The organism is Orbaceae bacterium BiB (genome assembly GCA_036251205.1).
GTDB classification, from domain to species: domain Bacteria; phylum Pseudomonadota; class Gammaproteobacteria; order Enterobacterales; family Orbaceae; genus Orbus; species Orbus mooreae.
This window is the reverse complement of sequence record CP133958.1, coordinates 2265692-2291407: the sequence shown is the minus strand read 5'-3', so window position 1 is coordinate 2291407 and position 25716 is coordinate 2265692. Positions and strand designations below refer to the sequence as shown.

The window sequence follows — 25716 nt, the reverse complement described above, 5'->3', positions numbered from 1 at the left end:
CGTATCCCTATTAGTGAAATAATAAATAAGAGAAAATAAAAAAACAATAAATGTTATCTATTTTCTCTTAAATTAATAATAATCCAAATTTAATTAAGGCTGTTTTCCTATATAGGCTAAAATACCGCCATCGACATAGAGAATGTGTCCATTAACAAAGTTTGACGCATCAGAGGCCAAAAATACCGCCGCGCCAGCTAAATCATCGGGGGTTCCCCAGCGACCAGCTGGTGTTTTCGCAATAATAAACTGATCGAATGGATGTCGAGAACCATCAGCTTGTTTTTCACGTAATGGTGCAGTTTGTGGCGTGGCAATATAACCAGGACCAATACCATTACATTGAATATTTGCATGACCAAACTCAGAGCAGATATTTTTAGTTAACATTTTTAAGCCGCCTTTTGCAGATGCATAACCCACAACAGTTTCACGACCTAATTCGCTCATCATCGAACAGATATTAATAATTTTACCACTACCTTTTTTAATCATCGAAGGCAGTACGGCTTTAGCCATAATAAATTGCCCCGTCAAATCGATATCAATAATTTTACGGTAATCTTCAGCGGTAGTTTCTAACATCGGTTTACGCTGAATAATTCCGGCATTATTGACCAAAATATCAATGACACCATGCTCTTTTTCAATTTGAGCAATTGCTTTACTAACTGTATTTTCATCAGTAATATCAAATAAATAACCGTGAGCTTCAATTCCCGCCGCTTTATAAGCATCTAATCCTTTTTGTAAATTTTCAGGGACAAGATCATTAAATACAATTTTAGCACCAGCGGCATGCAGTGATTTTGCAATTTCAAAACCAATTCCGTAAGATGCCCCTGTTACAAGTGCTATTTTGTTATTAAGTGAAAATTTATTTAAAATTGACATAGTTATATTCTCCAGTAAATTTATGACAAACTACACACTGCTTATCATATTCATTATCTTTGTTACATTTGTTCTAAAATCTTAGAAGGAACTTTGGTTAGGTACAACGCAGGCACATCCTCAGCATCACAAGAGTACAATACATATTGATTATCTGGAGAGAATGAAGGATGGGGATGAGTGACTTGACGATCGCCATCTAAGACTCGCCAAGAACTATTATGCTTAACCAGCTTATGCACATCTTTATTTTTGGGTGTCAAAATGTATAACCAAGGATCATTTTGGATTTTATAACCACCAGTATCTTTTACATCAACAGGGCTACCAGAGCCATCGCCAATATATAATGTACCATCATAATTACTCATTAAATGGGAACACGCTGGCATCTCCATCACTTGCGAGTCTTTATTCGTATCGGGATTATAAATTCGGATATAGCGCTCTTGTTGTCCTTTCATATAAGAAACGTAAGCTAATCCTGAGCCATTTGGGATCCAAAATTCATGGGTACAACTTTCACCAGGTTGATGTTCATGTGCTTTTCGTTCATTCGAGCCATCACGATTAATTAACCACATTCTTGCATCAACTAAATCATGCGGTCCTTCATGACAAAAAGCGATGGTTTCATCATGGAATGGGCGGAAAATAGGGTGACCTAACCACACATTTTGATCGATAACGGTCTCTGCTTTACCAGTTTGAATATTAATATTAATCAAACGGCAACGCGGATTTTTGTTATAAAATGATTTAAATAGTTCCCAATCAGTAAGCGGTGTCCAATCCTTTTTAGCGATCTCAATACCGACAATTTGTGTACAATTAGTATTGGCAACCCAAGTACCATAACCAACCCATTCATCTGAAACCGAATAAATCGTCTCTTCTTCTAAAGTTTCTAAATCAACACGCTGTAAATTACGTTCATTTTTAACGTAATATAAAAATTTATCATCTGGCGATAAAAAACCACCAAAAGTATTATCGCCTGGCCCTTCTGTAAGCTGCCTTGCTGATTGATTTTTGATATCTAATAGATAGTAGTTACGATTTTTATCAAATTCACCAGAAAAAAGAATTTTTTGTCCATCATTAGTAAAACATTTTTGGTAAAAATAGTTACGATGACACAAAACACCTTTAGGGGTTAATCGGATAATTTCATTTTTAGAATCTTCATCGATAAATGATGAAAATGATAATGTGATGAGATTTCCCTTTGCCATAAGTACTCCTAAAAAATAAATAAAATAATCAGAATTGAAATCAATACTCTTTGGTTATTAGTATATTAATACAAAAAAAACCATCATTTTGTGATTAACATCACACTATGATTAATTTTATTAAAACATCGTTTTATTTTAGTTAAATAATTTGAAATATTTTTTTGTGGGTTTATAATAAACTTAAAAAGTGTTATCGACAATACATCTTTCTTGTATAACCCATTAGTATTTCAATAAATTTAGAGGATAAATTATGAAAATTGCCTTAATGAATGAATTTAGCCAAGCAGCTAAAAATCCTGTTATCTTAAATGAGTTAAAAAATGCGACAGAAAAACACGGTCACACAGTATTTAACGTTGGTATGGATGGCGATAATGATCATCGTTTAACCTATGTTCATTTAGGTATTATTGGTGCAATTCTACTAAATAGTAAAGCCATTGATTTTGTTATCGCTGGATGTGGAACAGGTCAAGGCGCATTAATGGCACTCAATGCGTTCCCAGGCGTTAACTGCGGATACTGTTTAGATCCAACTGATGCTTATCTCTTTGCACAAGTAAATAACGGGAATGCCTTAGCACTTGCATTTGCAAAAGGTTTTGGCTGGGGTGCTGAATTAAATGCACGTTATATGTTTGAAAAAGCATTCGAAGGTGAAAAAGGATTGGGTTATCCACCAGAGCGCCGCGAATCACAAAATGCCAATGTCGTTATTTTAAATGATATGAAAAAAGCGGCATCAAAACCATTTATTGAGATGTTAAAATCTATCGACCAAGACTTATTAAAACAGGCGATAGATGGAAAACGTTTCCAAGAGTGTTTCTTTAAAAATAGTAAAGATACTCAATTGACTGATTATATCAAAGGTCTGCTAAAATAATTTAAGTTGCCAGTACTTTCCCCTTAGCTTGATTGTATTTAAACCCACGTTAAGGGGAATCGCTTTCCCATCAAAAAAATCACACACAATTACCTACTATTACTAATTTTTCAAATCATTAGCCATCAGATCAACTTCACTAGTCTGTCAACTTTCATACTATAGATATACTCCCTTCAATCAAAATATTGCCATCATTCAAAGATAAATATTTATAACTCAAGCGCTACTAAATATGATAATCGATGATTAAAATCGGTTTAATTCATGATGCTAATAGCCACTAAAGTTAGCCAGTATAGCGTCAAAATTTGATACTGATGTATCGGGATAGGCATAAATACAATTTAGCCCTTGGTAAATATCTCTAACTCACCAAAGGCCAAATTCTTTTATAAGAATAATCAGTTAACTAGTTAGGTTTATTTGCAATTAACGTTGCTAGTTCGCTAGGTATGATAATATTACCATTTTCATCACGCGTAATGGTGAATTGTGGGTTATTATTCCATAACGCTTTATCCGTGAAAACTTCATATTGTTGAATTTGAACTTGTCCACCAAATGAATCTTTCGGGGTATTTTCCCAGCTATTTTTAATCGAATAGTTATGATTAAACACAACTACCGGATGTAAAAAGGAATAAGGATTAGCTCTTAAAATATAGTTATATCGAGCACTATTAATTGCGATATTATTCTCAATCGTATATGAACCAGTATTAAAATTATCAGTGAAACCATCCATATTATTATTCAGTGCAATTGAATTAATAATTTTATGGTTAACCGGTTGCCCTTCTCCACCTAATTTGAACCCATTACCGATGCTCCCCTTCGCAATATTTGGTTTCGAAAAAGGTAGCCCATTAGCATAAGAGACACAGCTATCAATCAATACCGGCTCATTCGCACCGTCTTCAATTTTATTAAAGAGATCCCAACCATCATCAGTATTGTTGTGAGAGATACATCCTCTAAAAACGTTGCCTTTGCCGACGCCTAACTTAGCAGCAAAACCATCAGCATTTTTACCCGATTTATCCATATTATTATAAGAGTCAGAATTAAGAATCAAATTATAGGATGGCCAAAATAAGCGATTCTTACTCTTTGCTGAAATCGCAAGTCCAGTATCACTGTTATTTCGAGTAATCACTTGATTGATCACATTATGGCTACCAGATATGCGTAAATAAGCGGGTTTGTTGTCTGTCCCATCAACATTGCCATCAAAAATCACTTTATTAATTGACCAATAATGACTATCTAAGTTAAACGTATTATTAATAAAAGTCGCTTGATGTTTATTGATAGCTATAATGGTTTTAAGTTGTTCAGGAAGTCCGCTCAACGAAGCTGGAATCGTTATTCCATCATACATACCATCCATTAACCGAATAACACCATTTGGTTGCACGGACTGAACTGCTGTCATGAAATCGACCGGAGACTCAGCCGTTCCTTGATTGGTCGGTTTACCCGTCGGTGAGGCAGTAATATCAAGCAGATTTACAATAGTTGACGGCATAAAATTGATAGTAAAGCTGTGTTGTTTATGATTTTCGGCCGTTTTAAAATTAACGGTAAAGACATTTTCACCAGCGGCTAGTTTAATCGGTAATTGTACTAATTCGCCCGCAGATACAGAGAGCGTTTGATGGGTCTCTTTTATATCCAATTCACCGTCAGTATTCGGAAATAGTTGTAATGTATAGTCAGACTGATACGCAACGTCAGGGGAAGAGAGAATTAGCGTTGGTTTAATCTTCGTGCTCACTTGTTCTTTTTTAGGCAATTGCTGATAATCAACAACTTCACTACCTAATTTAAGTGATGAGTTTTGAAAACGGGCTTTCGCATTACGCGAAGCAAAAAAACCGACATAAATCTGAGTATCATCTTGTTGGTTGATAAAGCCAGAATAATCATCCATAGACCACTGTTTGACGTCACCGGTTACGTTATCTTTCATGGTCAGAATAAATGTTTGTGGTGTTCTGGTAATGGTTAAATGAATATTCTTAACTTTAAGATAGTTAACATTTTCAACATAACCCGTTTTACTAATCGTTATTCCTTCATTACCCCACGCTTTTTTAACGCCTTCTCGCACTAAAGCCGTAACTTTAACCAAATCATCATTTTTTTGATTTTGTGTGATAAGCGCATTCATAAGAATATTTGAGGCATTCGGGAACTCTTCATAACCTTCAGGTTGAGGGTCACTTCTTGCTACACCAATGACGTCTCGAACAAATAATCCTACCGCCTCTTGTGCAGCAGGTGTTTTTCCATCAACTTCAGGTCCGATTTGTTCTAACGTCACATCACTTTCTAGAGTAAATGTTTGATTAACTGGTAATGCGGTATAAAAAACGGTCATGCCGTCATGAGAATTGGCAATTTTTCCGCCACGGCTCTCAATTGTGAAATCCTCAGGTAATTGATAAACCTGATTGGGTGATAAATAATCATTTTGTCCCATAATAGCAACATTATTTACGCCAACTTTCTCTGGTTTAATTAGAGACGCAAAATTTAAATCAGTCGATTGACCAAACGCAATCGCTTTCCACTCCTGTGCAAACGCTACGCTAATCGGGAAAAAGCAGAGTAATGTGCAGTACTGTAATAATTTTTTCATTTTTATTCCTAATATGACTATAACGTGATCGTTTGTGTAGGCAATTGTGCTGAACTATTAAAACTTAGCTCATTGATCGCACTCCAATTATTGTAGTTAGTACCAAATGTATTTAAACGGAGATACTTTGCTGTAATCGGTTTAGAAAAAATAAATTTCTCACCCAATTTATCATCCACTGAAGCTGTTTGAAATTGGCCGGGAATTGTAATCCAAGTTTTATTATCTAATGAATAAGACAGAGAGAATGACAAGAATCGTTCTTTAGATTTAAAAGCATTAATAACCATATTATCTATTTTCTCTTCATGATTAAATTCTATTAATAGCCAGTTATTTTTACCGGCTGCAGCCCATCTCGTGGAATTATTATTATCAAGTAGATTCGCTGGAACATGGCCATTTTTTTGGTCATAATTCGAAGCATCAATACGTTTAATATCGATACTATAGGCATTAATAGATAAACCTAATAGAGCTAGCGTTAATAGGGTTTTGTACAGTTTCATATTTATTCCTCATAGTCTAAAAAGAGATTAAAAGATCATGGTATTACCACTTGCCATTACCGACATTTTGATTGTAATTGGAGCGAAAATTATTAGGGTCATCTAACGTATATTGATAAGGAATTGACCAACTCATTTGATTGTCAAAATGGCATTTTGACCAACTTAAAGGCATTTCGTTAAAGATAGAACCGCTATCTTGAATGTTATTGTTACCAAATTGTTTGACAATTTTACAGCTATCTGTAAGCCCTTGAATATGAAATAGATTATTTTCAGAAATAACACTACTTTTCACACCTAAGCCAATTGAGTAAAGATAAGGATAAATTGTGGCTGATTTTTGTACAGAACCGGTGAACACATTGTTATATAGGTGTACTTTCCCAAATCGAATTCTAGGTGTACGCTGACGAAGATTATCAAATACATTATGATGGAAAGTAATGTGTAATTTATTTTCATCTTGAGCGTCATTTTTGTCATTATGACCAATCAAAATGGTTTTATCATGATTTTCAAATAAACTATAAGAGACCGTGATAAAATCACTCCCTCGTTTGATATCGAGCAATCCATCATGTTGTACATATTTCCAGCCATCTTTATGTATATACTGGTCATCGGTAAATTTACCATCAGTAAAAGAGACATGATCAATCCAGATATATGTGGACTCAATAATATTGATTCCATCCCATTCCGCATTCCATCCATCACCCTCTTCAAAATGAGGTGCAACATCAACAGGGGCTTCAATAGCAAGGTTACGAATAATCACGTTCTGTGCTTTCGATACAATTAATGAACCGTGAATAAATCCTGCATTATCACCGACACCAATAAGAGTAGTATTACTCGGTATTTTAATTAATGAACGTGATTTTTGATCGGCAAAATTTTGATAAGGTCTATTTTCACTAATATCAATCGTACCTATCACTTGAATGATTCTTGGCTTACCTTTATTGATTGTGATAGCATCCATGAGTTCTTGCTTCGTTTTTACGGCAAAAATCATATCTTTACTAGCATGTATTCCGCCGGTAGTACCAATACCACTCTTAGCATCATACCCGCCAAACCCATTTGCCGGCGCCGCATCCATTGCTTGTGGCTGCATAATGACAGATGGCGATAAGGCATTAACATTAATGGCATATCCCCCCCAAATAAGTAAACCTATAGCAATCACTTTGTTCATTTTGTTAATACCTCGTGGTTTGATTCTCTAATGGTATGACGATCGAGTAAAACTGATAATGACTTTAAATTGGGATTATCTTTAATCGCATCAACAATAAGTTGGGCAACCGCTAAAGCACCTTTTTCTTGAAAATGCGTAATATCTGGATTACTAATAACGCCTGAAGTTTGCGTTTTATAATAAGGATATCGTTTATCACTAGGATCAACCACTAGCCAATAAGCTTGCCAATCTTGTTGATGCTGATTAGCAAAATTAATACTTAACTGTTCTAAATCAATCAGTGAAATATCATTTTGTTGTGCAGTATATTTGATTGTATCGGAATAATTTCCCCAGTAACGAAATCCGCTCTTATTTGTTGTAAAGTGTGTACTAACAACAGGTTTTAGATCATGATTTTGATAAGCAATATGATTATTTTCATTACGAAACCGAGTCACTGGTGTCATTAAAATCGGAACCATCTCTTTTTGTTTAGCTAAATCAATATAACGTTCTAATGATGTTTGGAAAGACATATCTTCTCGTCCATCAGGATACTGTTTATTCTGCTCCGCATCATTTGGATAAGTGCATAAGTTCATAACGTCCACCCGCCCTCGCTCAGATTTGCTACTATCACATTTTTCATCATTATGCCCAAATGCGATAATGAGATAGTCCCCTTTTTGCATAAAAGGTGCCATTAAATTAAACCATCCTTCATTATAGAAACTTCGACTAGAACGTCCGGATTGAGCACCATTTATGACCACCATGGTTCTATCTTCAGTAATAAACTGCTCAAGCACCTGTCCCCAGCCCATACGAGGATAAACTTTTCGGTCATAATTTGCCGCAGTAGAATCGCTAACAATAAAGAGTCGTTTTTCAGCCTTTATATTGCCATTTTTATCACGGGTTGCTTGATTAAAATCAAACGGCATCTGTTCAGTAATCGGTCTAAAACGCATATCAAATAATACCGTTCGACCGATTTCACCCCGTTGAGAGTCATAACTACGATTATGTAATATTAATGCTAATAGTAGGTTAGTTCTCATATCAATCGTACTCATTGGATCAAAGTGTTGAGGATTGATACCAACTTGTTGGAGAGAATCATCAAAAATTTGATGAAAACGTTGGGTAATATTATCTAAAATCTGATTACTGACAGGATGATTTAAACCTTTCCGAATCAGCTGTTCTGGACCAATATAATCTAATTCAATAGCTAATTCGCTTAGCAAGTAATCAGTAAAAGAGTTGAGATTAACGGTATTAATTTGATTCGGCTGTAGAGTATTGATAAATGAAGCAACTCGGTGAGTTGCACTATCTTGGTTCTCTTGATAGCTCATAGGTGTTAACTTATTATTATCTGAGGATACGATCAAGGGAGCAACGAAGTCAGTAATATCCAATTGATAAAACCCCTGCTCATCAGTCTCTGTTATCAAGGTATTATTGAGTGAATCACGAACAACAACGAGCGAATGAGCAACAGGGTTAGTAGTATAAACATACCCTTGTAATAGTGTTGCTGCCAATACGTTCGGTATGGAAAACAGCATCAAGAAAGAAAAAATAACTAATTTTTTCATCATCTTATTCTCACGTTTTAAAGTTAACATAATGATATAACCTAATGTGTTGTGGGATTGAGGAATTGGTTTGGCCAATCACTAAAAACATTTTCGATGGCATAGTGAGCAGCGAGTTCTTCGGTTATGATATAGGCGTTATTGATTATTCTGGCCCCTCTACCCTGATTATTAAACTCATAAAAACGGCTGTCTTGAGGTAAAAACCAGATCTGTTGTCCCTCAATATCCCGACCTGACATTTTGTCCCATCCATAAATATGATCATCTATCTGATTATTTATAAAAACGCTTGAGCCAATCGCATTTGGATCAGAATATCGACCATCAGCAAATGTTGTCGTTGGATGCCATGGTCGACCCAAAGCAAAGCTATTGGCGGGAACATCTTTTTCTTTTGTTAGGCGGCTATTGATAATGATTAATCCATAAGGCTGGCTTATATTGGTACTCGGAGCAGTGAGATAACCATATGTCTCCGGAGTATCATAGCGAGTTCGGGCAATCAATTCACAGTCATTAATCATCGTAGTGCCGCCACCAAAGATAAAATCGATATGACCCGAGATAGTTGATTGAGTAAAATAACTCCGACTATTATCTTTTACATAAAGCGTGTCTTGATATCCCATTAATGTCACTTTATTAAAGTGCACCCGATCACTGTTGCTATTGATGAGTACGGTAACCGCTTGCGTATCAGCCAGCCGTTTAGGGTCAGTTTTTGATAACGCTTGATTAGCGGGATAATCAAAACTATTTTTGATCGTCAAATGACTGATAATGATTCCCGACTGACTTACAATAAAAATTGCCGAACCTGTTGTACCGATCTTTTTACCCTCTTTATCTAACATCCCGGCGGCTAAATTGTACTCTATAACGGTTTTATTCTGATCTTCGCCAATTAACCAAATATTGGGCGTCTTAATATTAATTTTTTCATGATAAATGCCATTTTTAATAAAAATAGTAAATAACGTATTTTTGTTTGCCCGTTGGTCTGCAACCAATAATGCCTCATTAATCGTCTTGAGCTCCCCAGCGAGAGGATATTGACTTACGATGAGATCATAACTTTTAGCAAAACATGGAGATCCGATTAAGACAATCAACAGAAATAATCTTTTTTTCATGTCACTCATACTCCATGCGTTAAAATAGACTCATTAAAATAAATAGGTGAATCCAAGTTTCAATTTTGCTTCTCTAGAATCATTATTGAGACTTTTTGCCACATCTTCAGCTACAAAATTAATTTGCCAATCATGAGCTAATTGCCAATTAATATTCATCTCCTGTTGATAATCATGCTTTTTATCATTTTGGAGAACGTAATTGCCTTTAAAATACGAGAATTGGTAACCCACGCTCCAGTCATCTAATAGATTCCAATTAGCGCCAAGATCAAAGCGGTTACGAGATGTATTACCGACATATCCTTGGATAGGATCTTCTCGCTTGTTACGCGAAATTTTACGGAACTCATAACGATACTGAGTATAAAAAGCTAGATTATCATGAGTTAACCACGTTAATTTTAAACCTGGCGTATATCTAGCACCTGGGCGCTGTGAATCACTAACATCACCGACCTGATAACGAGGTAAGTTATCCTGACTCTTTGCTTTATATCCACCACCAGAATAAAATCTCAGCTCCATATTTGGTGTTAATACCAACTGATCCGTTAGATAGAAATGATACCCACCGTATATTTGATAATAATTTGAAACGACATCATCAAAGAAAATTTTATTTTTTAATTGATTATAGATATCGATATTCATACCGACATAAGCATTTTTATCAAAATCCACATATAAACCAAAATTATCACCATGGTAATGTGAACTTGAGCCATAAGAATGAGCATATTTGAAATAGGTTTTATAAACCATATCTGCGCCAGACTTACCTTGATTGCCGAATAGATAATTAAAGCCGACTTTAAATTTTGCCTGTCGTGTATCATTTGTTTTACTTTTTGAAACATCTGAAATAGACAAATAAGGTTTTATTTTTTTAGAGTAGTGCCAGGTCATTTTAAATTCTTGCTCATAATCGGTTTTTTTATTGTTATAAGCTAAATATTCATTTTTCACTAAGCGACCGGCAACAACTTTGTATGAAGTATTGGTGTAATCACCGACATAGTAATTGAAAGTATAAGATAGACCAAGGGCTTTAATCCCCGAATAATTTAACGCCCAATCAATACGATGTCGTCCAGCATCACCATTAGCAATATATTCAACTTGATTTCCAGCTATTTTGGCTACTTTATAACGTTCTGATTGTGATATTTTTTTCCACTCATATCGATAACGTAAACTGGTTGACCAATCATCATTAATGCGATAACTATATTTTAATCCAGGCTGGAATAAGGTTGAATCTTTACTGAACCCGAGTTCAAAAGAGGGAATAATTGAACCCCATTTATTAGGAAGAGTATAAGTCCGTTGAATAACCACTCCTCCCGATCCCCCTTGCATATCGTCATACAAAACATCGCGGTTACTCCCCCCGCCACTGGCAGCACTAAATTTAAATTCGTATTGCCAATTATTATCATCTTTATGGATCAGTTTTAAGGTTTCTGCATGCTTCCTATCCATTGATTTCCAATTGTGCTCGTATTGGAAAGTCGTTTGCCCTGCATAAACAGATAATGAAAGTGAATAAACAACAATACAGTAAGACATTTTTCTCAACTTGCAATACATTCCTATTCCTTTTGATTATTTTTAATGAACCGTTGTTTCATATTTTTATTTTATTTTAAAAAAATATCTGTTAAGAAGATCACAAATTATAAAAAAATACATTACTGATTAATTAACAATTTGAAAAATATATATTTTTATTTTAAATCCAATTTTTAAAACGCCTAAAATTGTATGAGTTTTTATCTCTATACTAAATAAAAAGAGAGCTGCATCACACTTTTATAAAAAGTTATTAACACCAATTAATAAATTTTAGTATCTTTTAAATAATATTTTTAAAACTGCATTTTAATATTTAAATTTTATAAAGGCTAAAGATATGAATGACGATACAAGAAAAATAACGTTCTTAAATAGATTTTCGTACGGTAGCGGTAATTTAATTGGTAGTGGGGCTCTGGCAATCAGTGCGGCATGGCTTCTTTATTTTTACACAACGTTTTGTGGACTCTCTGTTTTTGAAGCCACTCTTATTTTTTCTATTGCCACTTATTTAGACGTTATCTTAAATCCATTAATGGGCTTTATAACAGATAATTTTAATCAAACTAAACTTGGTCGCCGTTTCGGTCGCCGACGTTTTTTCATCTTACTCGCTATTCCCTGTATGATTGTTTACCCATTACTTTGGGTCAACGGGATGAACTTTTGGTATTACCTTACAACATATATTTTGTTTGAATTAATCTATACCATGATTATGATCCCTTATAATACCTTACCGGTTGAAATGACGAAAAATTTTGATCAAAGGACTTATCTAGCGGGTTCTAAAGCGATGTTTGGTAAAGTAGCTAACTTTTTAGCGGCAGCGATTCCAGGCATATTCTTTTATGCTTTTAGTGGTAAAGACTCTCCAACCCCCTTCCTTTTCACCGGTATTACTTATGCAACAATTATGGTGATCGCACTTATCCTGCTTTATTGTAATAGTTGGGAAAAAGCCGCAGATGAAGTGGAAGATGAGTCAACAACGGGATTGATTGAAGGAATTAAAAAACTCTTCTTGGATGTCTACTCAACATTTAGGCTAAAAACATTTAGAAACCATTTAGGTATGTATCTTTTTGGGTTTGGTGCTGAATGGCTTTTTGCTGCTACATTTACCTATTTTATTGTATTCAATTTAGGTCAACCAAGAACATTTGTTTCAGAAATGAACTCACTCAGTAGTATATGTCAGCTTATTTCAACAGCACTTTTCATGATATGGTGTGCAAAATTCGGTTTTAAACGCCCATTCATCCTAGCGATTTTAATCGTTATTTCGTCAGTTATTGGTTATGTCGGTATATTTTATTTCAATATGCCACATATTACTTGGCTTGTGATCGCAATTACCATTTGGTTTGGATTAGGGACTGGTGGTGTTTACTATATTCCATGGAGCGTTTATACATTTTTAGCGGATATCGATGAAGTACTTACGGGAAGACGTCGCGAAGGAATCTATGCAGGAGCAATGACAATGGCTGGAAAACTGATGCGAGCGACCGTTGTTTTTATTCTTGGTATCGTGTTGAGCTATTATGGTTTTCAATCAGGAACGCATGATGCGCAGCCAGACAGTGCCATCAGTGCCATTAATGGTGTAATGCTTTTCGGTGTCTGTGGTATGGCCATAGTAAGTATCTTCTTCACTTATCGAATGAAATTAGATAAATCTACTCATGCTCAAATCATCGCAGAACTTGATCGATTAAAAAATGGTGGTAGTAAACAAGATGCTACTCCAGAAATTAGAAAATTGGTTAAAGAATTAACTGGCTTTAATTATGACACCTGTTTCGGTAATAATAATGTTGGATTTAAATCACATAAATAAAGACATTTTATATAAATCCATCACTAAATAACCTTTTAAACCCCCATCAAACAGCAATAGTTAGATGGGGTTATTCTTATTGTGCACTGACCACCATTATTATCTGAATCTTTAAGGCTATAATAAGATTAACCATTATATCGCGATACAAGATCTCTTTATGTGAGTTTAATATGATTGGGAAAGCCTAATGTGAAATAGTTTACGAAACAATAATATTCTATTGATAATATTTAAGTTCTTTTATAAAATACGTTCATCAAAAAAAATAATAGTATATTAATAAAGGGTAATAAAAATAGCTCGATTTATATCAAATGCATAAGTTATTACCCAATAAAAAACTCGCTAAAAAGCGAGTTTTTTATTCATTAGTGAAATTAAACTAAATGATGATTACATCATTCCGCCCATTCCACCCATGCCGCCCATACCACCAGCACCAGCCATATCAGCTTTATCGTCTTTTGGTAGGTCAGTGATCATACATTCAGTTGTGATCATTAATCCAGCAATTGATGCTGCGTATTGTAAAGCACTACGCGTGACTTTAGTCGGATCTAAGATACCCATCGCAATCATATCGCCATACTCTTCAGTTGACGCGTTATAACCGTAGTTACCCTTACCGCCTTTAACTGAATTCGCAACAACAGAAGCTTCTTCACCACAGTTAGTAACGATTTGACGTAATGGTGCTTCCATTGCACGTAATGCAACTTTAATACCTACGTTTTGATCTTCGTTATCACCTGTTAATGAAGTAATTGCACTTGCAGCACGAACTAAAGCAACACCACCACCAGCAACAACACCTTCTTCAACCGCTGCACGAGTTGCATGTAATGCATCTTCAACACGCGCTTTTTTCTCTTTCATTTCAACTTCAGTTGCGGCACCAACTTTAATTACGGCAACACCGCCAGCTAATTTAGCAACACGTTCTTGAAGTTTTTCTTTATCGTAATCTGAAGTTGATTCTTCGATTTGACCACGAATTTGTGCTACACGAGCTTCGATCAATGCTTGATCGCCAATACCGTCGATAATCGTTGTATTATCTTTATTGATAACAACACGTTTTGCTTGACCTAAGTCTTCTAAAGTTGCTTTTTCAAGTTCTAAACCAATTTCTTCAGAAATAACAGTACCAGCTGTTAAGATTGCAATATCTTGTAACATCGCTTTACGACGATCACCAAAACCAGGAGCTTTAACTGCTGCAACTTTAACAATACCACGCATAGTATTTACAACTAATGTTGCTAGTGCTTCACCTTCAACATCTTCAGCAATAATTAATAAAGATTTACCTACTTTTGCAACAGCTTCTAATACTGAAAGTAACTCACGGATGTTAGAGATTTTTTTGTCAACAAGTAGAATATATGGGCTTTCTAACTCAACTGTTGCGGTTTCCGGTTTGTTAATAAAGTATGGTGATAAGTAACCACGATCAAACTGCATCCCTTCAACAACATCTAATTCATCTTGTAAACCTGTACCATCTTCAACAGTGATAACACCTTCTTTACCAACTTTTTCCATTGCTTGTGCAATTAAAGTACCTACGGTTTCATCAGAGTTTGCAGAAATTGTACCTACTTGTGCGATAGCTTTAGAGTCAGAACATGGTGAAGATAATTTTTTAAGCTCAGCAACCGCTGCAATAACAGCTTTATCAATACCACGTTTTAAATCCATTGGATTCATTCCAGCTGCAACTGCTTTTAAACCTTCGTTTACGATTGCTTGCGCTAAAACTGTTGCCGTAGTTGTACCGTCTCCCGCAGCATCATTCGCTTTAGATGCGACTTCTTTCACCATTTGTGCACCCATATTTTCGAATTTATCTTCTAATTCGATTTCACGAGCAACAGAAACACCATCTTTAGTGATTACTGGCGCACCAAATGATTTATCTAATACAACGTTACGACCTTTTGGTCCTAAAGTTACTTTAACAGCATCTGCAAGGATATTTACACCTTGAAGCATTTTAACACGCGCATCACTACCAAATTTTACATCTTTAGCTGCCATTTTTAAATTCTCCTAAAATTCTGTCTATTACTTAATTATGCCTGAACAATCGCTAAAATATCGTTTTCAGATAAGATTAAAACTTCTTCGTTATCAATTTTTTCAGTCTTAACACCATAGCCTTCATTAAAAATGACGATATCACCAACTTTGACATCTAATGGTTGAACTTGACCATTTTCTAAAATACGACCATTACCAACAGCTAAAACCTCACCTCGAGTAGATTTACCTGCAGCAGAACCAGTTAATACAATTCCACCAGCTGATTTTGATTCAACTTCTTTACGTTTGATGATCACACGATCATGCAATGGACGAATTTTCATTAGATATTCTCCTACACTAATTTTTAATTAAGTTTATACACAACTAAGTTAAAATCATAAAATATAAGATATTTTATGTTATGGTGTCTACTAAATGGGGTTACTTTTATATACTTCAAGTGAACATAATTAAAAAAAATCTAACTGATTATTTATTCATCAGTTTTATCCTTAAATGTCCCCTCAATAATTTCATTATCATTACTCGCATTCTGAGAAGAACGATAACTATATGTTTTAATATTCATTTTAGGCACAATCCGTTTTACAAAAAATTGTTGCACAGGCGGTAATAACAAAAGCGCACCTAAAATGGCACTAAGAAAACCTGGAACTAAGAGTAAGAACCCCGCTAAAAGTAATGATACACTTTTAACTAATTCATTGGTTGGATTCTCATTAAGACTCATTTTTTGTTGCATCGATGCCAAATTTTTCAATCCTTGAGATTTAACCAGTGATAGCCCTGCTACAGAGATCACAATAATGGCTAGTAATGCCAATAAAACACCAATCGCATTAGCAACGGCAACAAACACACTGATTTCTAAGTAGAGATAGACAAAGAAAATTAATAAAAATCGCCAACGCATATCACCAATCCTTCTATAAGTTATCTTTTATATAATGAGGTCTATTTCGTATTTTTCAATAAAATGCTTAAGGAAATATTAAATTGCATCAAATTACCTATTTTTTGAGCGAACAGTAAATTATTTATGAAATAATCAATAAAAGGGATTGACGGAACCCCGCTGATAGTGTTTAATACGCTCCTGTTGTTGCCCGGATAGCTCAGTCGGTAGAGCAGGGGATTGAAAATCCCCGTGTCCGTGGTTCGATTCCGCGTCCGGGCACCACTTACCGAATTTTAGAACCTGCTTCTAGCAGGTTTTTTTATGTCTAAAGCTTTTTACTATAAGGCTTCTCTCGTTGTTAGTTTGTCAACTGACGTCAACTGGAATTACCCCAAATCAAGATCAATTTTGGAGCCATATTGGAGCCAAACGGTTCGAGCAAGTTTTGGCTCCAAGATCCATTTCTATCTATTCTCTTTTGAGGCTTTACTCACATTTTTAACTTTAATAACTTGATTAATGTATTTTTAGTCCATACATTAAAATATATAAAGGAGGTCATGTCGTTAATCATTCATTTTATAAAATAAATATTACACTTTGGGAGGAAGTGATTAAAACTAGGGATAGCGAAAATTTATCGCTTTTAAATTTAAACATTGAAGAGGAGCACCTGTTAATTTTTTTAAAATCCACTCGATGGACATAATGAGTTTTTTTCTTCTATAAGAAAAAAACCGGTGTCTCACGCCTATAAGAAAGTAAACGGCAAATTGTATGATAAATTCCCCCCTCTTAGATTTCACTGTTTAATATTTGATCATATTAACATTCAGGTTTAATTTCATTTCATTTACCTTAGTCTATTATTAAGGGACTTTAATACGAATATTCTCACATTGATGGTCGTATTTTTATTGAGATCTTTTGTATTTATCATCTTATTCTAATGCAACCTCATGCTATCTATTCATTATCCCATAATTATAATTATCCCTTTTTTAATATTTTTTTATTAATCCTCCTTATCTCATGAACGAAAACATTACCGTTAACTTTATGAGGTATTCATATGCAAACCATCACTTCTTTTTTACAAAATCAACATCAACAATTTCATGCTTATTCATCTTTACGCGTTAACCTGTATTTAAATTCCCATGATAAAAACGAAGCAACAATATTGCTCGCAGCAAACAAAGTTAATCAGCTCATCACCAAATTAGTGGCTAAAAAATATGTGTCAGGTGCCATATGGGCAATAGCATTTGATGACAATAAAGGCGTGTATATTCAGACGATCTTTTATTTAGATGATTCACAGCATGATGCACTGGCGATGATGGCCATTGAATCATTATGGTCACATTTAACGCAAAATGTCGGTCTTCTTATTGAGCTTGATGTTGAGCCTAATGTGATGGATGTTCTTACCAGTGAGCTTTCTACTCACCTCCTCCAAGGTCATATCAAGGAAAATGTCCATTACGGCAGCATTGGCGGGGTGTGATTCATTCGATGAAGGGCGTTATTTGAAATACATTATAAAAATCTCTAAATAGTTAATATTAGCTGAATATTCTCACTATGTATTAACTAAGGAGTTATTATGTTTCAAGCTCAAAATCTTATTGCACCTGAGTCAGTATTATTCTCACTGTATTATCCCTATTTATTGGGATTAAAAAACAGTAGCCATGCTCCCCATCAACTGGCAAATCATTATTTAGCCAAAGTGACCCGAAAATCAGCACGAATACGTAAAAAGAATGGCTATGTAGGCAATACCTGCAGTCATGCCATCACCGCACTCATTCGTGGTGAATCCCTGAAATCAATGACGGCATCAAGTGTAATACAAGGTGGTATTACGCTGCTTAAGTTAAGTGAAATGGCAAAAAAGCAACTCCCTACCATATCAGCTAAGCAGCTGATGCTTTATGGCTTAAGACTGCGATTCGTAATGGCCATTGCGATATTGTGTCACGTAGATTTACACCAGGCAGAGACGCGTCAGCAGCTATTACAATTAATGCAACGCGTACCCATTGTTGAATGGGATTTGCCTTACACTAAGACGTCACTCATTCAGCGCTTACAGCAATCGTATAATAAGGGGGATGTTGACTTACTACCGACCAATAAACCGTGGTTAACTTGTTTACGTTTTATCTCAACCTTAACCTTGGACGGCATGGTGACTTATCGATTAGGACTCAGCGCTCATAAACAATTGAGTCAGGATAATTTATGGACGCAGCCTCCAACTCGTTTAAAAGCGGGTTAAAACGAAAGGGCTTGTTACTCGCCATTAACCTAATCGACTGATTTAATTGGGATTGCATGATTTTTCAGTTAGCAATGATAGGCTATTTTTTGACAGGTTGTGTCAAATTGTTAATTTTAAGGGCGTCTTTCGTTTACCTGATTCATTTAATTTACAGTCAGTGAAATAAGTCATTAATCCTTTTTAATCAAAATGTTATTCTTTTTTATCAGGGTTGTTATGACGATTTAGCGTATTTAAGTAACCGGTAAAATTATTTTCATTTTTAACGATATTTCTCCTTTTTTTGACATAACCTGTCATCGCCGTTGTTTACACTCTCCTTAACGTGGTTATTTAAACGTAATGTAACCGTAATTTAAACATGACTTAACGATTAAGGAGAATATTGATGGCTGTTTACCGTGAAGATGAGGATTTGGACTTTTTACAATACTGTAATAATGATGATTTATCATTATTAGTGTCCCTACTCACCCATGACCCGAAAGATAATAGGCCGCGTCGCACTGAGACATTAACGCAGCATATGGATTATGTATTACATCATCCTAAAGGTGACCATCAACAGTACTGGCAAGCGATTGCCGCTGAAGTGCAAACCTTTGGCGCAAACTCCCTTGCCACCGTCGCCCGTCGTGGGAAAGGCGTGTTATATCGTGAAATACTCATTGACGTGTGTAAACGGCAAAAGGTGAATTTTAATAAAAAGTCCCCCACCGAGATGATTGAAATGAACCTCATGATGAAAATGGTTGAACTCACCTTAAATAAAATGAGTGATGAGGAGAAAATGGATTTTATCCGTGACATGGGCATGAGTATCTCCGTGCCATCAACCCAAATGATATTAGCCACACTGCAAGCCAGTATCAAATTATCGGGCTTTGCCGCCTACACCTTTGCAACTAAAACACTTGCCATGTTACTTCGCTCGATTGGGTTAAAGGCTCCCATGTCGGTATATATTGCATTAACCACATCCATGAAGTTTTTATCAGGCCCCGTTGGTCTTGCTATCAATATGGCTTGGCTGGCCTCTGATATCGCCAGTCCCGCTTTTCGGGTCACCATCCCGGCTTGCATTATTATTGGTTACCTTCGTCAGCGCCACCTTTATCAGCCTGAGGGTGAGTCATGAAGCAAGAAGCAATGCGCTTGATGATTCAGTAACAGTAGCTGGGGCATTTGCTTAGATAGCAAGGGCGCCATAATAACGGCGCTTATCTCAGCCTCAAGCCAACCTATCAGACTTTATTTTATCGTTAATCAGACCGCTGACACGACCTGTCAGCGTAGGGAATTTTTATGTCTAATGTCAAGCAAACTGAGCCAGATAAACCTAAACAAAATGAACACGGTCATCATGATGACAATCAGGAGGATATAAAAGAAAAAGGACAAAAAATAAAAACAGAAACAGAAACAGAAACGGAAACAGAAACAGAAACAGAAAAAAATAAAGCAAAACCCTCACACTGTCATGACCCGCTGGCTTATCGGCTCAGTGATATGATGATACGTCTTTTTATGGGCGAGAAAATATTACTATCGGACCTAGCCAGTGAATTTAACGTCAGTGAACGCACCATTTACCGCGATTTACATGAACGTCTTGCGATGCTCGATATTGAGTGTCAAGATAAGCGGTATTTTCTATCCAAGCAGCAATACGGTGCGAGGCTAACCACCAGTGACCTGGTGCGCTTTGCTAAAATGACTTATGTGGATAGATTATTTCCGGTGCTGGATAATAAACTGGCTGCCATTTTAACCAAACAAGATTCTTCCCCGTTTATCGTTTATACCTATCCCCCCAAAAGAAGTGTTAAACCCTTTAGTGCCTTTTTACTCATTACCCAGGCAATTTTAAAAAGGGAGTGCCTGTTATTTAAGCTCGACCCATCACAGTCGGTATTACCAACGGAACTCACCCGTAAGTTAACCTCAAAGGCGCGGGATTTGTTCACGCTCACCGCCGATAAGCCCTTCCACCCTTATCGGCTCGTTTATGTCAATCAAGAGTGGTTTTTAGTCGGCAGTCATTTAGGCAAAATTTGGGCCTGTCGTTATGAGGAGTTAATCAATGTCAAAGGCTTAAATAAGCCCTTTAAAACCCATGCACTCTTACTCGATATTATTGAGTCTGAAGCCTTTATTCATGCATTGCCACATTATTCACTGCTCAGTCGATTATTTAATTTAAACATCACTTAGCCTCGTTCATTTTATATCATCAATCAATAAGGAGATAAATTTCATGAATATCTTTAAATTAATCAGTAGTGTGACGGGCGTTATTATCACCGTCGGAACGGCTTACGCCGCACAACAAAAAATCAGTCAGTTACTTCATGATGAGATAGGGAATGGTGAAAAAACAGGCTCATCCCATTTAGGCACCAAAGCCATCACCCTCTTTGCCGTGACAACCCTCGTCGGCGGGGCGATTAGCCATATTATTAATAAAACGTATTGATAGTGATTAATCTTAAAAGGAAAACAAAATGAAAAAAATAACGTTAATGAGCACCAGCCTACTCACCCTGAGCTTACTATTAACGGCCTGCGGCGAAAGTGCACAAGAAAAAGCCGCCAGAGAGCAAGCCGAGAAGGAGGCGATAGCGCTGGAATCGATGCCACCGAACTGCACAAATGCCGCAACGATGAATGCGCTGAAGAAAATGGTCATTAAATACATTGATTTGGGGATGGGTAAAAATAAGCAATTTACCAGCATGGCTGAAATCTCAAGAGACCTCAATGCTCAAGAATATCGCTGCCGAGCAAGGGTCTCGTATAACTATTTTGGGACGGCTAAAAGTCACTATTTGGAGTATACGATTTATTGGGCAGATAACAGTCATAAACAATTTCAAGTGGAAATGCCGGTTATCACAAATCTATAATACCGGTCCAATTATTGGACGCCGCTTAAAACAAAGGCTGTTTTGAGTAAATTTTTAATAAGGTGACTTATCTATTGAGGAATATCCCTAACTCAATAGAAGGTCACCGATGAACACAATAACAACCCCATCTCTTCAAGCAAAAGCAAAACAATGCGATAACACCATTAATCCTTATCAGTTAGTCGACATGAAATACATCAAAGTACTAACAGGCATGACTGACAAATGGTTTTACGCCTTAATAAAACAAGGCTTATTCCCCCATCCCATTAAACTCGGCCGCTCATCCCGTTGGCGTTTAGTTGATGTGGAAAACTGGATTGTAATGCAAATCCAAAATAAATCGCAGCGTTAGTTAAATAGCGCAACTCAACCCCTTATTAAGCAGCTTCGGCTGCTTTTTTTATATTTAAATTTTATTAATCAGGTGAAAATAATGAAACTCACAGATCTTAAAATAAAATTAGCAAAACCTAAAAAATCAAAATATCGGCTCAATGATGGTCATGGTTTAGTGATTATCGTTTATCCTAATGGCGCTAAAATATGGAATTATCGTTATCAATTTAACAAAAAGGAACAACTTCTCTCTCTCGGTGAATACCCTATCATCAATTTACTCGATGCTCGCGAAAAACGCGATGAAGCCAAAAAAGTCTTATTGGCCGGTGGCGATCCGAAAAATAGAGCGACAGAAGATAAAACACGGCGCCTTTCCGAGGTAAGTTTGGAGTGGGTAAACTCACAACGAAAATGGAGTGAGCCACATAAAAAGCGCATCATCTCAAGTTTAACGCGTTATCTCTTGCCTACTTTAGGTAATAGGGAACTCTTATCACTCACAACTAAGGATTTGCTCATACCAATTAAACAGGTTGAAAATACTGGGAAAATAGAGCTGGCAACACGATTACAGCAACGTATCAAAGCCATACTGCGCTACGCGATCCAACAAGGTTATTTAAACTATAATCCAGCCCAGGACTTAAGCGGCGTTGTTGCCAAACAAAAAACAACCCATCATCCCACATTGGATTTTTCTCATATCCCTGAATTACTCAATCGTATTGATAGCTATAAAGGCAAACGATTAACCTACTTAACTTTAAAATTGCAACTGCTCACCTTTACGCTGTCAAGTGAACTTCGCTTTGCAAGGTGGTCTGAAATTGACTTTGATAATCAAATTTGGACCATTCCCGCAACTCGAGAGGCAATTAAAGGGGTTCGCTATTCGGAGCGCGGGTCGAAAATGAAAACGCCACATATTGTGCCACTGAGCCAGCAAGTCATCGCTATTTTGATGGAGCTCAAGACCATGACGTCACCATTTGATTTAATTTTGACGGCTGACAATAGTGCTTACAAACCCATCAGTGAAAATACCATTAATAAAGCATTACGTTCACTGGGTTATGACACCAAAACGGAGCTGTGTGGACATGGATTTCGGTCAATGGCCTGTAGCGCTTTAGTTGAATCTAATTTATGGTCTAAAGACGCAATTGAAAGGCAGATGAGCCATCAGGAGCGTAATCACGTACGAGCCGCTTATATCCATAAAGCGGAGCATTTAAACGTGAGAATTAAAATGATGCAGTGGTGGGCAAATTGGCTTGATAAGATTCGTGATGAATATGTTGCCCCTTATGATTACATATCAAATTGATGAAGATTATAAACAAGCACTTAGGATTATCTTAAGTGCTTGCGTTCATATTGGGCATTTTCTGTTTATAAACGAGAAATAACGATTGGTAAAATTTCAAATAATACTCGCGTTTATTATTCGTTATGCTTGGCAGTTTAAAATCAAACCATTTAGGAAGAAAAATGGAAATTTTTGTTTCAAGTTTATTGTTATCAACATCATTTAACAGTTCAGATAATTCAATGAATATAACTTCATTATCATCTCGAAAGACAAGACTATATAAGAGAATTAAAGAGAATAACTCAACATAAAGAGGATTAATATCATTAGTGCGTTTAATTTCAGCGATGCAGGTTGATAATTGATTAATTTGGGCGTTTTTTAATATATCTGAGTCATTGTCATCTACTAAACCATAAAGATAATAGTCGAGTAACTTAAGTATAGGATAGTGATTGTAAGGCTCTTCTTTTGAAAAGAAAAAAACAAATTTATTTAAATCATCAGATTTATCTTCAAGGTTTTTATTTGAACATGGAATGGAAAAAATTGAATCAAGGTAATTAAATAGTCTTAATGATTCCTGTCCATTAGCTTTAATCATTTCTAATAAAAAATTATTTTTCTCTATTTTGTTTGTGATTTTTGTAGGGGCAATAAAATGTAATGCCCCGATGGTTATGGTTGAATGGTGACAAATAGACACATCTAAAACAGAAACATATTCTACTGTTTCAAAACTTTTTTTAAACAATCTTTCAACGAATCGCATGATATTTTGTTGACCGTTTTTTAGTTCATATAAAAATTGAATATCTTTAATTAATGAAGTTGTAGTCAGTGAATAAAAAAAACTATTACGGATTTTATCATCTTGTATATTGGTTGAAATTCGATTGATGTCAGCATTAAGTATTTTGAACCATTTTTGTTTAGGTATATAGTCAAGTCTTCGGCATCTATTTGAGCAATAATTATTAATGGTACTTTTCTTCCTTTTTGACAATAAATGGCAATAATCACAATGAAAATATTGTTCAGAATGTAGCGTGAAGTGATGAAGACACAGCCCTAACTGTTTAGCTAGTTTGCTTTGAATATAAATTTTATTTTCACAATGGCTTCTTATGCATTTTAACGTTTTATTTTTTGACATATCTTTCATATAAATTATTCATGAAACTATAATTAGCGCGCTTATTTTCAGGGATATCTTTTTTGAAATTAAATTTAATCAAAAAAATGATGTTACGAAATAAAATTTGATTTAACTGATTGAGTTGAGATTGCTCTGGACAATCTCCTATCAAAGACAAGAGTAAGTTTATATTCTCCCTCCTTGATAAAATAGAATCTTTTTTATCATAGTTGAGCACTACACTATAAAAAAATAAAGGGAGAATATTAAAAATATCTTTTCTATCTATATCACGCACAAACTGATTAGTATCAAGTTTTTCAAACCAATTGATTAGATAGTTAAATGGCTTAATGTTGATAGTTTTTTTTATTAAATACAACTGTATTTTCAGATGGTTTAGTAAAGAATCAGGAAGATATGTATTAAGTCGAAATAAAAATAACGCTCGAATAGAGTTAATAAAAGATGACTCGTTTTTTATTGAATCGTATTCTTTTTCTGTTAATTTCTCCTCTGTATTAACATCAAAGGTGAGATTAATCTTTTCAATTAATTTCACCATTTTATCTTTAAGGTTTTTATTATTAAGGCAAGTGTCAACAATATTATTTTTAATATAAATGGACTTTTTGCCTTTAATTAAATTAGATGCACCAACTAGCGATAAATTCATTGAGCGCTTAATAAAGGCGGGGACAATAATAATATTATCCAATGTATTTTGCCCCCCAAAGCGAACAGGAATAATGTGCTGAAAAGTAAATCCAGTGTTATTCCGCTTACTTTTAATTTCAAAATGACAAAGGATGAATAATCGATAAAGATCATCAAGATTTTCACTGTGGTTAATTGAATTTAAACCAAGGGGGCTACTTTTTATTAATCGTTCTACTTTTTGCCACTCAAGGGATTTTACGAGTTTTTCAATTGAGTTAGTTTTAATTTTACGAGAGGCTTGTTGGCGACACTCAACTGAACAATATAATTTATTGCGTTTATTCTCAATTTCTTCACCACAAATTTTACATATATTGTTTTTATTTGGCTGGGAAATTGACTTGAAATGTTTTTCAATGAACAGATCATAGTGCTTTAAACAGAGTCTTTTTTCACTAGCAATCTTCTCGCTCATGTAAATGGGTTCATTACAGTTTTTTCGGCGGCAAATCGCAATAAAGTCATTTTTCTGTTTATAACGATGCGCAAGTCCTGACATATTCAAAAGACCACTTATTACTTATT

General features: G+C 35.4%; 23 protein-coding genes and 1 tRNA gene. 11 read left to right on the top strand and 13 right to left on the bottom strand.

Annotation, left to right across the window (positions count from 1 at the left end):
• Positions 1–93: 93 nt before the first annotated feature.
• Together RHO11_10830 and RHO11_10825 are read right to left on the bottom strand one after the other, a co-directional pair.
• The gene (locus RHO11_10830; protein WVD60971.1) at positions 94–894 is read right to left on the bottom strand and encodes a gluconate 5-dehydrogenase; all 801 of its coding nucleotides are present in this window, start codon (positions 892–894) and stop codon (positions 94–96) included.
• Positions 895–956: 62 nt separating this feature from the next.
• Positions 957–2129, bottom strand: coding sequence for an oligogalacturonate lyase family protein (locus tag RHO11_10825; protein WVD60970.1), 1173 nt, complete (start codon positions 2127–2129; stop codon positions 957–959).
• 256 nt (positions 2130–2385) lie between these two features.
• Between RHO11_10825 and RHO11_10820 the strand changes: the two genes are divergently transcribed.
• Positions 2386–3021 carry an RpiB/LacA/LacB family sugar-phosphate isomerase gene (locus RHO11_10820; protein WVD60969.1) on the top strand — a complete coding sequence of 212 codons (636 nt, stop codon included), beginning with the start codon at positions 2386–2388 and terminating at the stop codon, positions 3019–3021.
• 412 nt (positions 3022–3433) lie between these two features.
• Here RHO11_10820 and RHO11_10815 read toward each other — a convergent pair whose 3' ends face one another.
• From RHO11_10815 to RHO11_10790, 6 genes are read right to left on the bottom strand one after another with little or no spacing between them, the layout of a single operon-like run.
• Positions 3434–5668 (bottom strand): hypothetical protein, encoded by a 2235-nt coding sequence (locus tag RHO11_10815; protein WVD60968.1) that lies wholly within the window; start codon positions 5666–5668, stop codon positions 3434–3436.
• Positions 5669–5685: 17 nt separating this feature from the next.
• Positions 5686–6177 (bottom strand): discoidin domain-containing protein, encoded by a 492-nt coding sequence (locus tag RHO11_10810; GenBank protein ID WVD60967.1) that lies wholly within the window; start codon positions 6175–6177, stop codon positions 5686–5688.
• Positions 6178–6220: 43 nt separating this feature from the next.
• Entirely contained in the window at positions 6221–7381 is a 1161-nt protein-coding gene (locus RHO11_10805; GenBank protein WVD60966.1) for a hypothetical protein, read from the bottom strand.
• Positions 7378–9003, bottom strand: a complete 1626-nt coding sequence (locus RHO11_10800; GenBank protein ID WVD60965.1) for a hypothetical protein — start codon at positions 9001–9003, stop codon at positions 7378–7380. Before RHO11_10800 ends, RHO11_10805 begins: the two co-directional genes overlap by 4 nt.
• An 11-nt stretch (positions 9004–9014) precedes the next feature.
• Entirely contained in the window at positions 9015–10109 is a 1095-nt protein-coding gene (locus tag RHO11_10795; protein ID WVD60964.1) for a pectinesterase family protein, read from the bottom strand.
• A gap of 33 nt (positions 10110–10142) precedes the next feature.
• Positions 10143–11702 (bottom strand): oligogalacturonate-specific porin KdgM family protein, encoded by a 1560-nt coding sequence (locus tag RHO11_10790; GenBank protein ID WVD60963.1) that lies wholly within the window; start codon positions 11700–11702, stop codon positions 10143–10145.
• Positions 11703–12024: 322 nt separating this feature from the next.
• On the opposite strand from RHO11_10790, the gene RHO11_10785 reads away from it, so the two are divergent.
• Positions 12025–13530, top strand: a complete 1506-nt coding sequence (locus RHO11_10785; protein WVD60962.1) for an MFS transporter — start codon at positions 12025–12027, stop codon at positions 13528–13530.
• Between the two features lie 396 nt (positions 13531–13926).
• On the opposite strand, the gene groL is transcribed toward RHO11_10785, so the two are convergent.
• The 3 genes from groL to RHO11_10770 form a co-directional block, all read right to left on the bottom strand.
• Positions 13927–15573, bottom strand: coding sequence for a chaperonin GroEL (groL, locus tag RHO11_10780; GenBank protein ID WVD60961.1), 1647 nt, complete (start codon positions 15571–15573; stop codon positions 13927–13929).
• A 35-nt stretch (positions 15574–15608) separates the two neighbouring features.
• Entirely contained in the window at positions 15609–15902 is a 294-nt protein-coding gene (locus RHO11_10775) for a co-chaperone GroES (protein WVD60960.1), read from the bottom strand.
• Positions 15903–16054: 152 nt separating this feature from the next.
• Positions 16055–16495 carry an FxsA family protein gene (locus RHO11_10770; GenBank protein WVD60959.1) on the bottom strand — a complete coding sequence of 147 codons (441 nt, stop codon included), beginning with the start codon at positions 16493–16495 and terminating at the stop codon, positions 16055–16057.
• Between the two features lie 191 nt (positions 16496–16686).
• Between RHO11_10770 and RHO11_10765 the strand changes: the two genes are divergently transcribed.
• The 9 genes from RHO11_10765 to RHO11_10725 all read left to right on the top strand — a co-directional run bounded on the left by RHO11_10765 (position 16687) and on the right by RHO11_10725 (position 23348).
• Positions 16687–16762, top strand: a tRNA-Phe gene (locus tag RHO11_10765).
• Positions 16763–17552: 790 nt separating this feature from the next.
• Positions 17553–17990, top strand: a complete 438-nt coding sequence (locus tag RHO11_10760) for a hypothetical protein (GenBank protein WVD60958.1) — start codon at positions 17553–17555, stop codon at positions 17988–17990.
• Positions 17991–18089: 99 nt separating this feature from the next.
• Entirely contained in the window at positions 18090–18767 is a 678-nt protein-coding gene (locus tag RHO11_10755) for a hypothetical protein (GenBank protein WVD60957.1), read from the top strand.
• Between the two features lie 391 nt (positions 18768–19158).
• The gene (locus RHO11_10750) at positions 19159–19908 is read left to right on the top strand and encodes a DUF3944 domain-containing protein (protein WVD60956.1); all 750 of its coding nucleotides are present in this window, start codon (positions 19159–19161) and stop codon (positions 19906–19908) included.
• A 167-nt stretch (positions 19909–20075) separates the two neighbouring features.
• On the top strand, positions 20076–20984 hold the full coding sequence (locus RHO11_10745; protein WVD60955.1) for an HTH domain-containing protein: 909 nt from the start codon (positions 20076–20078) through the stop codon (positions 20982–20984).
• 43 nt (positions 20985–21027) lie between these two features.
• Complete coding sequence (locus RHO11_10740; GenBank protein ID WVD60954.1) at positions 21028–21246, top strand: hypothetical protein; 219 nt, start codon at positions 21028–21030, stop codon at positions 21244–21246.
• A gap of 28 nt (positions 21247–21274) precedes the next feature.
• Positions 21275–21676 (top strand): hypothetical protein, encoded by a 402-nt coding sequence (locus RHO11_10735; protein ID WVD60953.1) that lies wholly within the window; start codon positions 21275–21277, stop codon positions 21674–21676.
• Positions 21677–21785: 109 nt separating this feature from the next.
• The gene (locus RHO11_10730) at positions 21786–22034 is read left to right on the top strand and encodes an AlpA family phage regulatory protein (protein ID WVD60952.1); all 249 of its coding nucleotides are present in this window, start codon (positions 21786–21788) and stop codon (positions 22032–22034) included.
• Between the two features lie 81 nt (positions 22035–22115).
• Positions 22116–23348 (top strand): tyrosine-type recombinase/integrase, encoded by a 1233-nt coding sequence (locus RHO11_10725; GenBank protein WVD60951.1) that lies wholly within the window; start codon positions 22116–22118, stop codon positions 23346–23348.
• A gap of 31 nt (positions 23349–23379) precedes the next feature.
• Here the strand turns inward: RHO11_10725 and RHO11_10720 are convergent, their stop codons facing one another.
• Positions 23380–24498: a hypothetical protein gene (locus tag RHO11_10720; protein WVD60950.1), complete on the bottom strand. Its 1119-nt coding sequence runs from the start codon at positions 24496–24498 to the stop codon at positions 23380–23382.
• Positions 24476–25690 carry a hypothetical protein gene (locus RHO11_10715; protein ID WVD60949.1) on the bottom strand — a complete coding sequence of 405 codons (1215 nt, stop codon included), beginning with the start codon at positions 25688–25690 and terminating at the stop codon, positions 24476–24478. Before RHO11_10715 ends, RHO11_10720 begins: the two co-directional genes overlap by 23 nt.
• Between the last annotated feature and the right edge of the window lie 26 nt (positions 25691–25716).

Excerpts from the sequence above, each read along its gene's own strand:
- RHO11_10830 (WVD60971.1), bottom strand. The coding sequence starts at position 894 with ATGTCAATTTTAAATAAATTTTCACTTAATAACAAAATAGCACTTGTA.
- RHO11_10825 (WVD60970.1), bottom strand. The coding sequence starts at position 2,129 with ATGGCAAAGGGAAATCTCATCACATTATCATTTTCATCATTTATCGAT.
- RHO11_10820 (WVD60969.1), top strand. The coding sequence starts at position 2,386 with ATGAAAATTGCCTTAATGAATGAATTTAGCCAAGCAGCTAAAAATCCT.
- RHO11_10815 (WVD60968.1), bottom strand. The coding sequence starts at position 5,668 with ATGAAAAAATTATTACAGTACTGCACATTACTCTGCTTTTTCCCGATT.
- RHO11_10810 (WVD60967.1), bottom strand. The coding sequence starts at position 6,177 with ATGAAACTGTACAAAACCCTATTAACGCTAGCTCTATTAGGTTTATCT.
- RHO11_10805 (WVD60966.1), bottom strand. The coding sequence starts at position 7,381 with ATGAACAAAGTGATTGCTATAGGTTTACTTATTTGGGGGGGATATGCC.
- RHO11_10800 (WVD60965.1), bottom strand. The coding sequence starts at position 9,003 with ATGTTAACTTTAAAACGTGAGAATAAGATGATGAAAAAATTAGTTATT.
- RHO11_10795 (WVD60964.1), bottom strand. The coding sequence starts at position 10,109 with ATGAAAAAAAGATTATTTCTGTTGATTGTCTTAATCGGATCTCCATGT.
- RHO11_10790 (WVD60963.1), bottom strand. The coding sequence starts at position 11,702 with ATGTATTGCAAGTTGAGAAAAATGTCTTACTGTATTGTTGTTTATTCA.
- RHO11_10785 (WVD60962.1), top strand. The coding sequence starts at position 12,025 with ATGAATGACGATACAAGAAAAATAACGTTCTTAAATAGATTTTCGTAC.
- groL (WVD60961.1), bottom strand. The coding sequence starts at position 15,573 with ATGGCAGCTAAAGATGTAAAATTTGGTAGTGATGCGCGTGTTAAAATG.
- RHO11_10775 (WVD60960.1), bottom strand. The coding sequence starts at position 15,902 with ATGAAAATTCGTCCATTGCATGATCGTGTGATCATCAAACGTAAAGAA.
- RHO11_10770 (WVD60959.1), bottom strand. The coding sequence starts at position 16,495 with ATGCGTTGGCGATTTTTATTAATTTTCTTTGTCTATCTCTACTTAGAA.
- RHO11_10760 (WVD60958.1), top strand. The coding sequence starts at position 17,553 with ATGCAAACCATCACTTCTTTTTTACAAAATCAACATCAACAATTTCAT.
- RHO11_10755 (WVD60957.1), top strand. The coding sequence starts at position 18,090 with ATGTTTCAAGCTCAAAATCTTATTGCACCTGAGTCAGTATTATTCTCA.
- RHO11_10750 (WVD60956.1), top strand. The coding sequence starts at position 19,159 with ATGGCTGTTTACCGTGAAGATGAGGATTTGGACTTTTTACAATACTGT.
- RHO11_10745 (WVD60955.1), top strand. The coding sequence starts at position 20,076 with ATGTCTAATGTCAAGCAAACTGAGCCAGATAAACCTAAACAAAATGAA.
- RHO11_10740 (WVD60954.1), top strand. The coding sequence starts at position 21,028 with ATGAATATCTTTAAATTAATCAGTAGTGTGACGGGCGTTATTATCACC.
- RHO11_10735 (WVD60953.1), top strand. The coding sequence starts at position 21,275 with ATGAAAAAAATAACGTTAATGAGCACCAGCCTACTCACCCTGAGCTTA.
- RHO11_10730 (WVD60952.1), top strand. The coding sequence starts at position 21,786 with ATGAACACAATAACAACCCCATCTCTTCAAGCAAAAGCAAAACAATGC.
- RHO11_10725 (WVD60951.1), top strand. The coding sequence starts at position 22,116 with ATGAAACTCACAGATCTTAAAATAAAATTAGCAAAACCTAAAAAATCA.
- RHO11_10720 (WVD60950.1), bottom strand. The coding sequence starts at position 24,498 with ATGAAAGATATGTCAAAAAATAAAACGTTAAAATGCATAAGAAGCCAT.
- RHO11_10715 (WVD60949.1), bottom strand. The coding sequence starts at position 25,690 with ATGTCAGGACTTGCGCATCGTTATAAACAGAAAAATGACTTTATTGCG.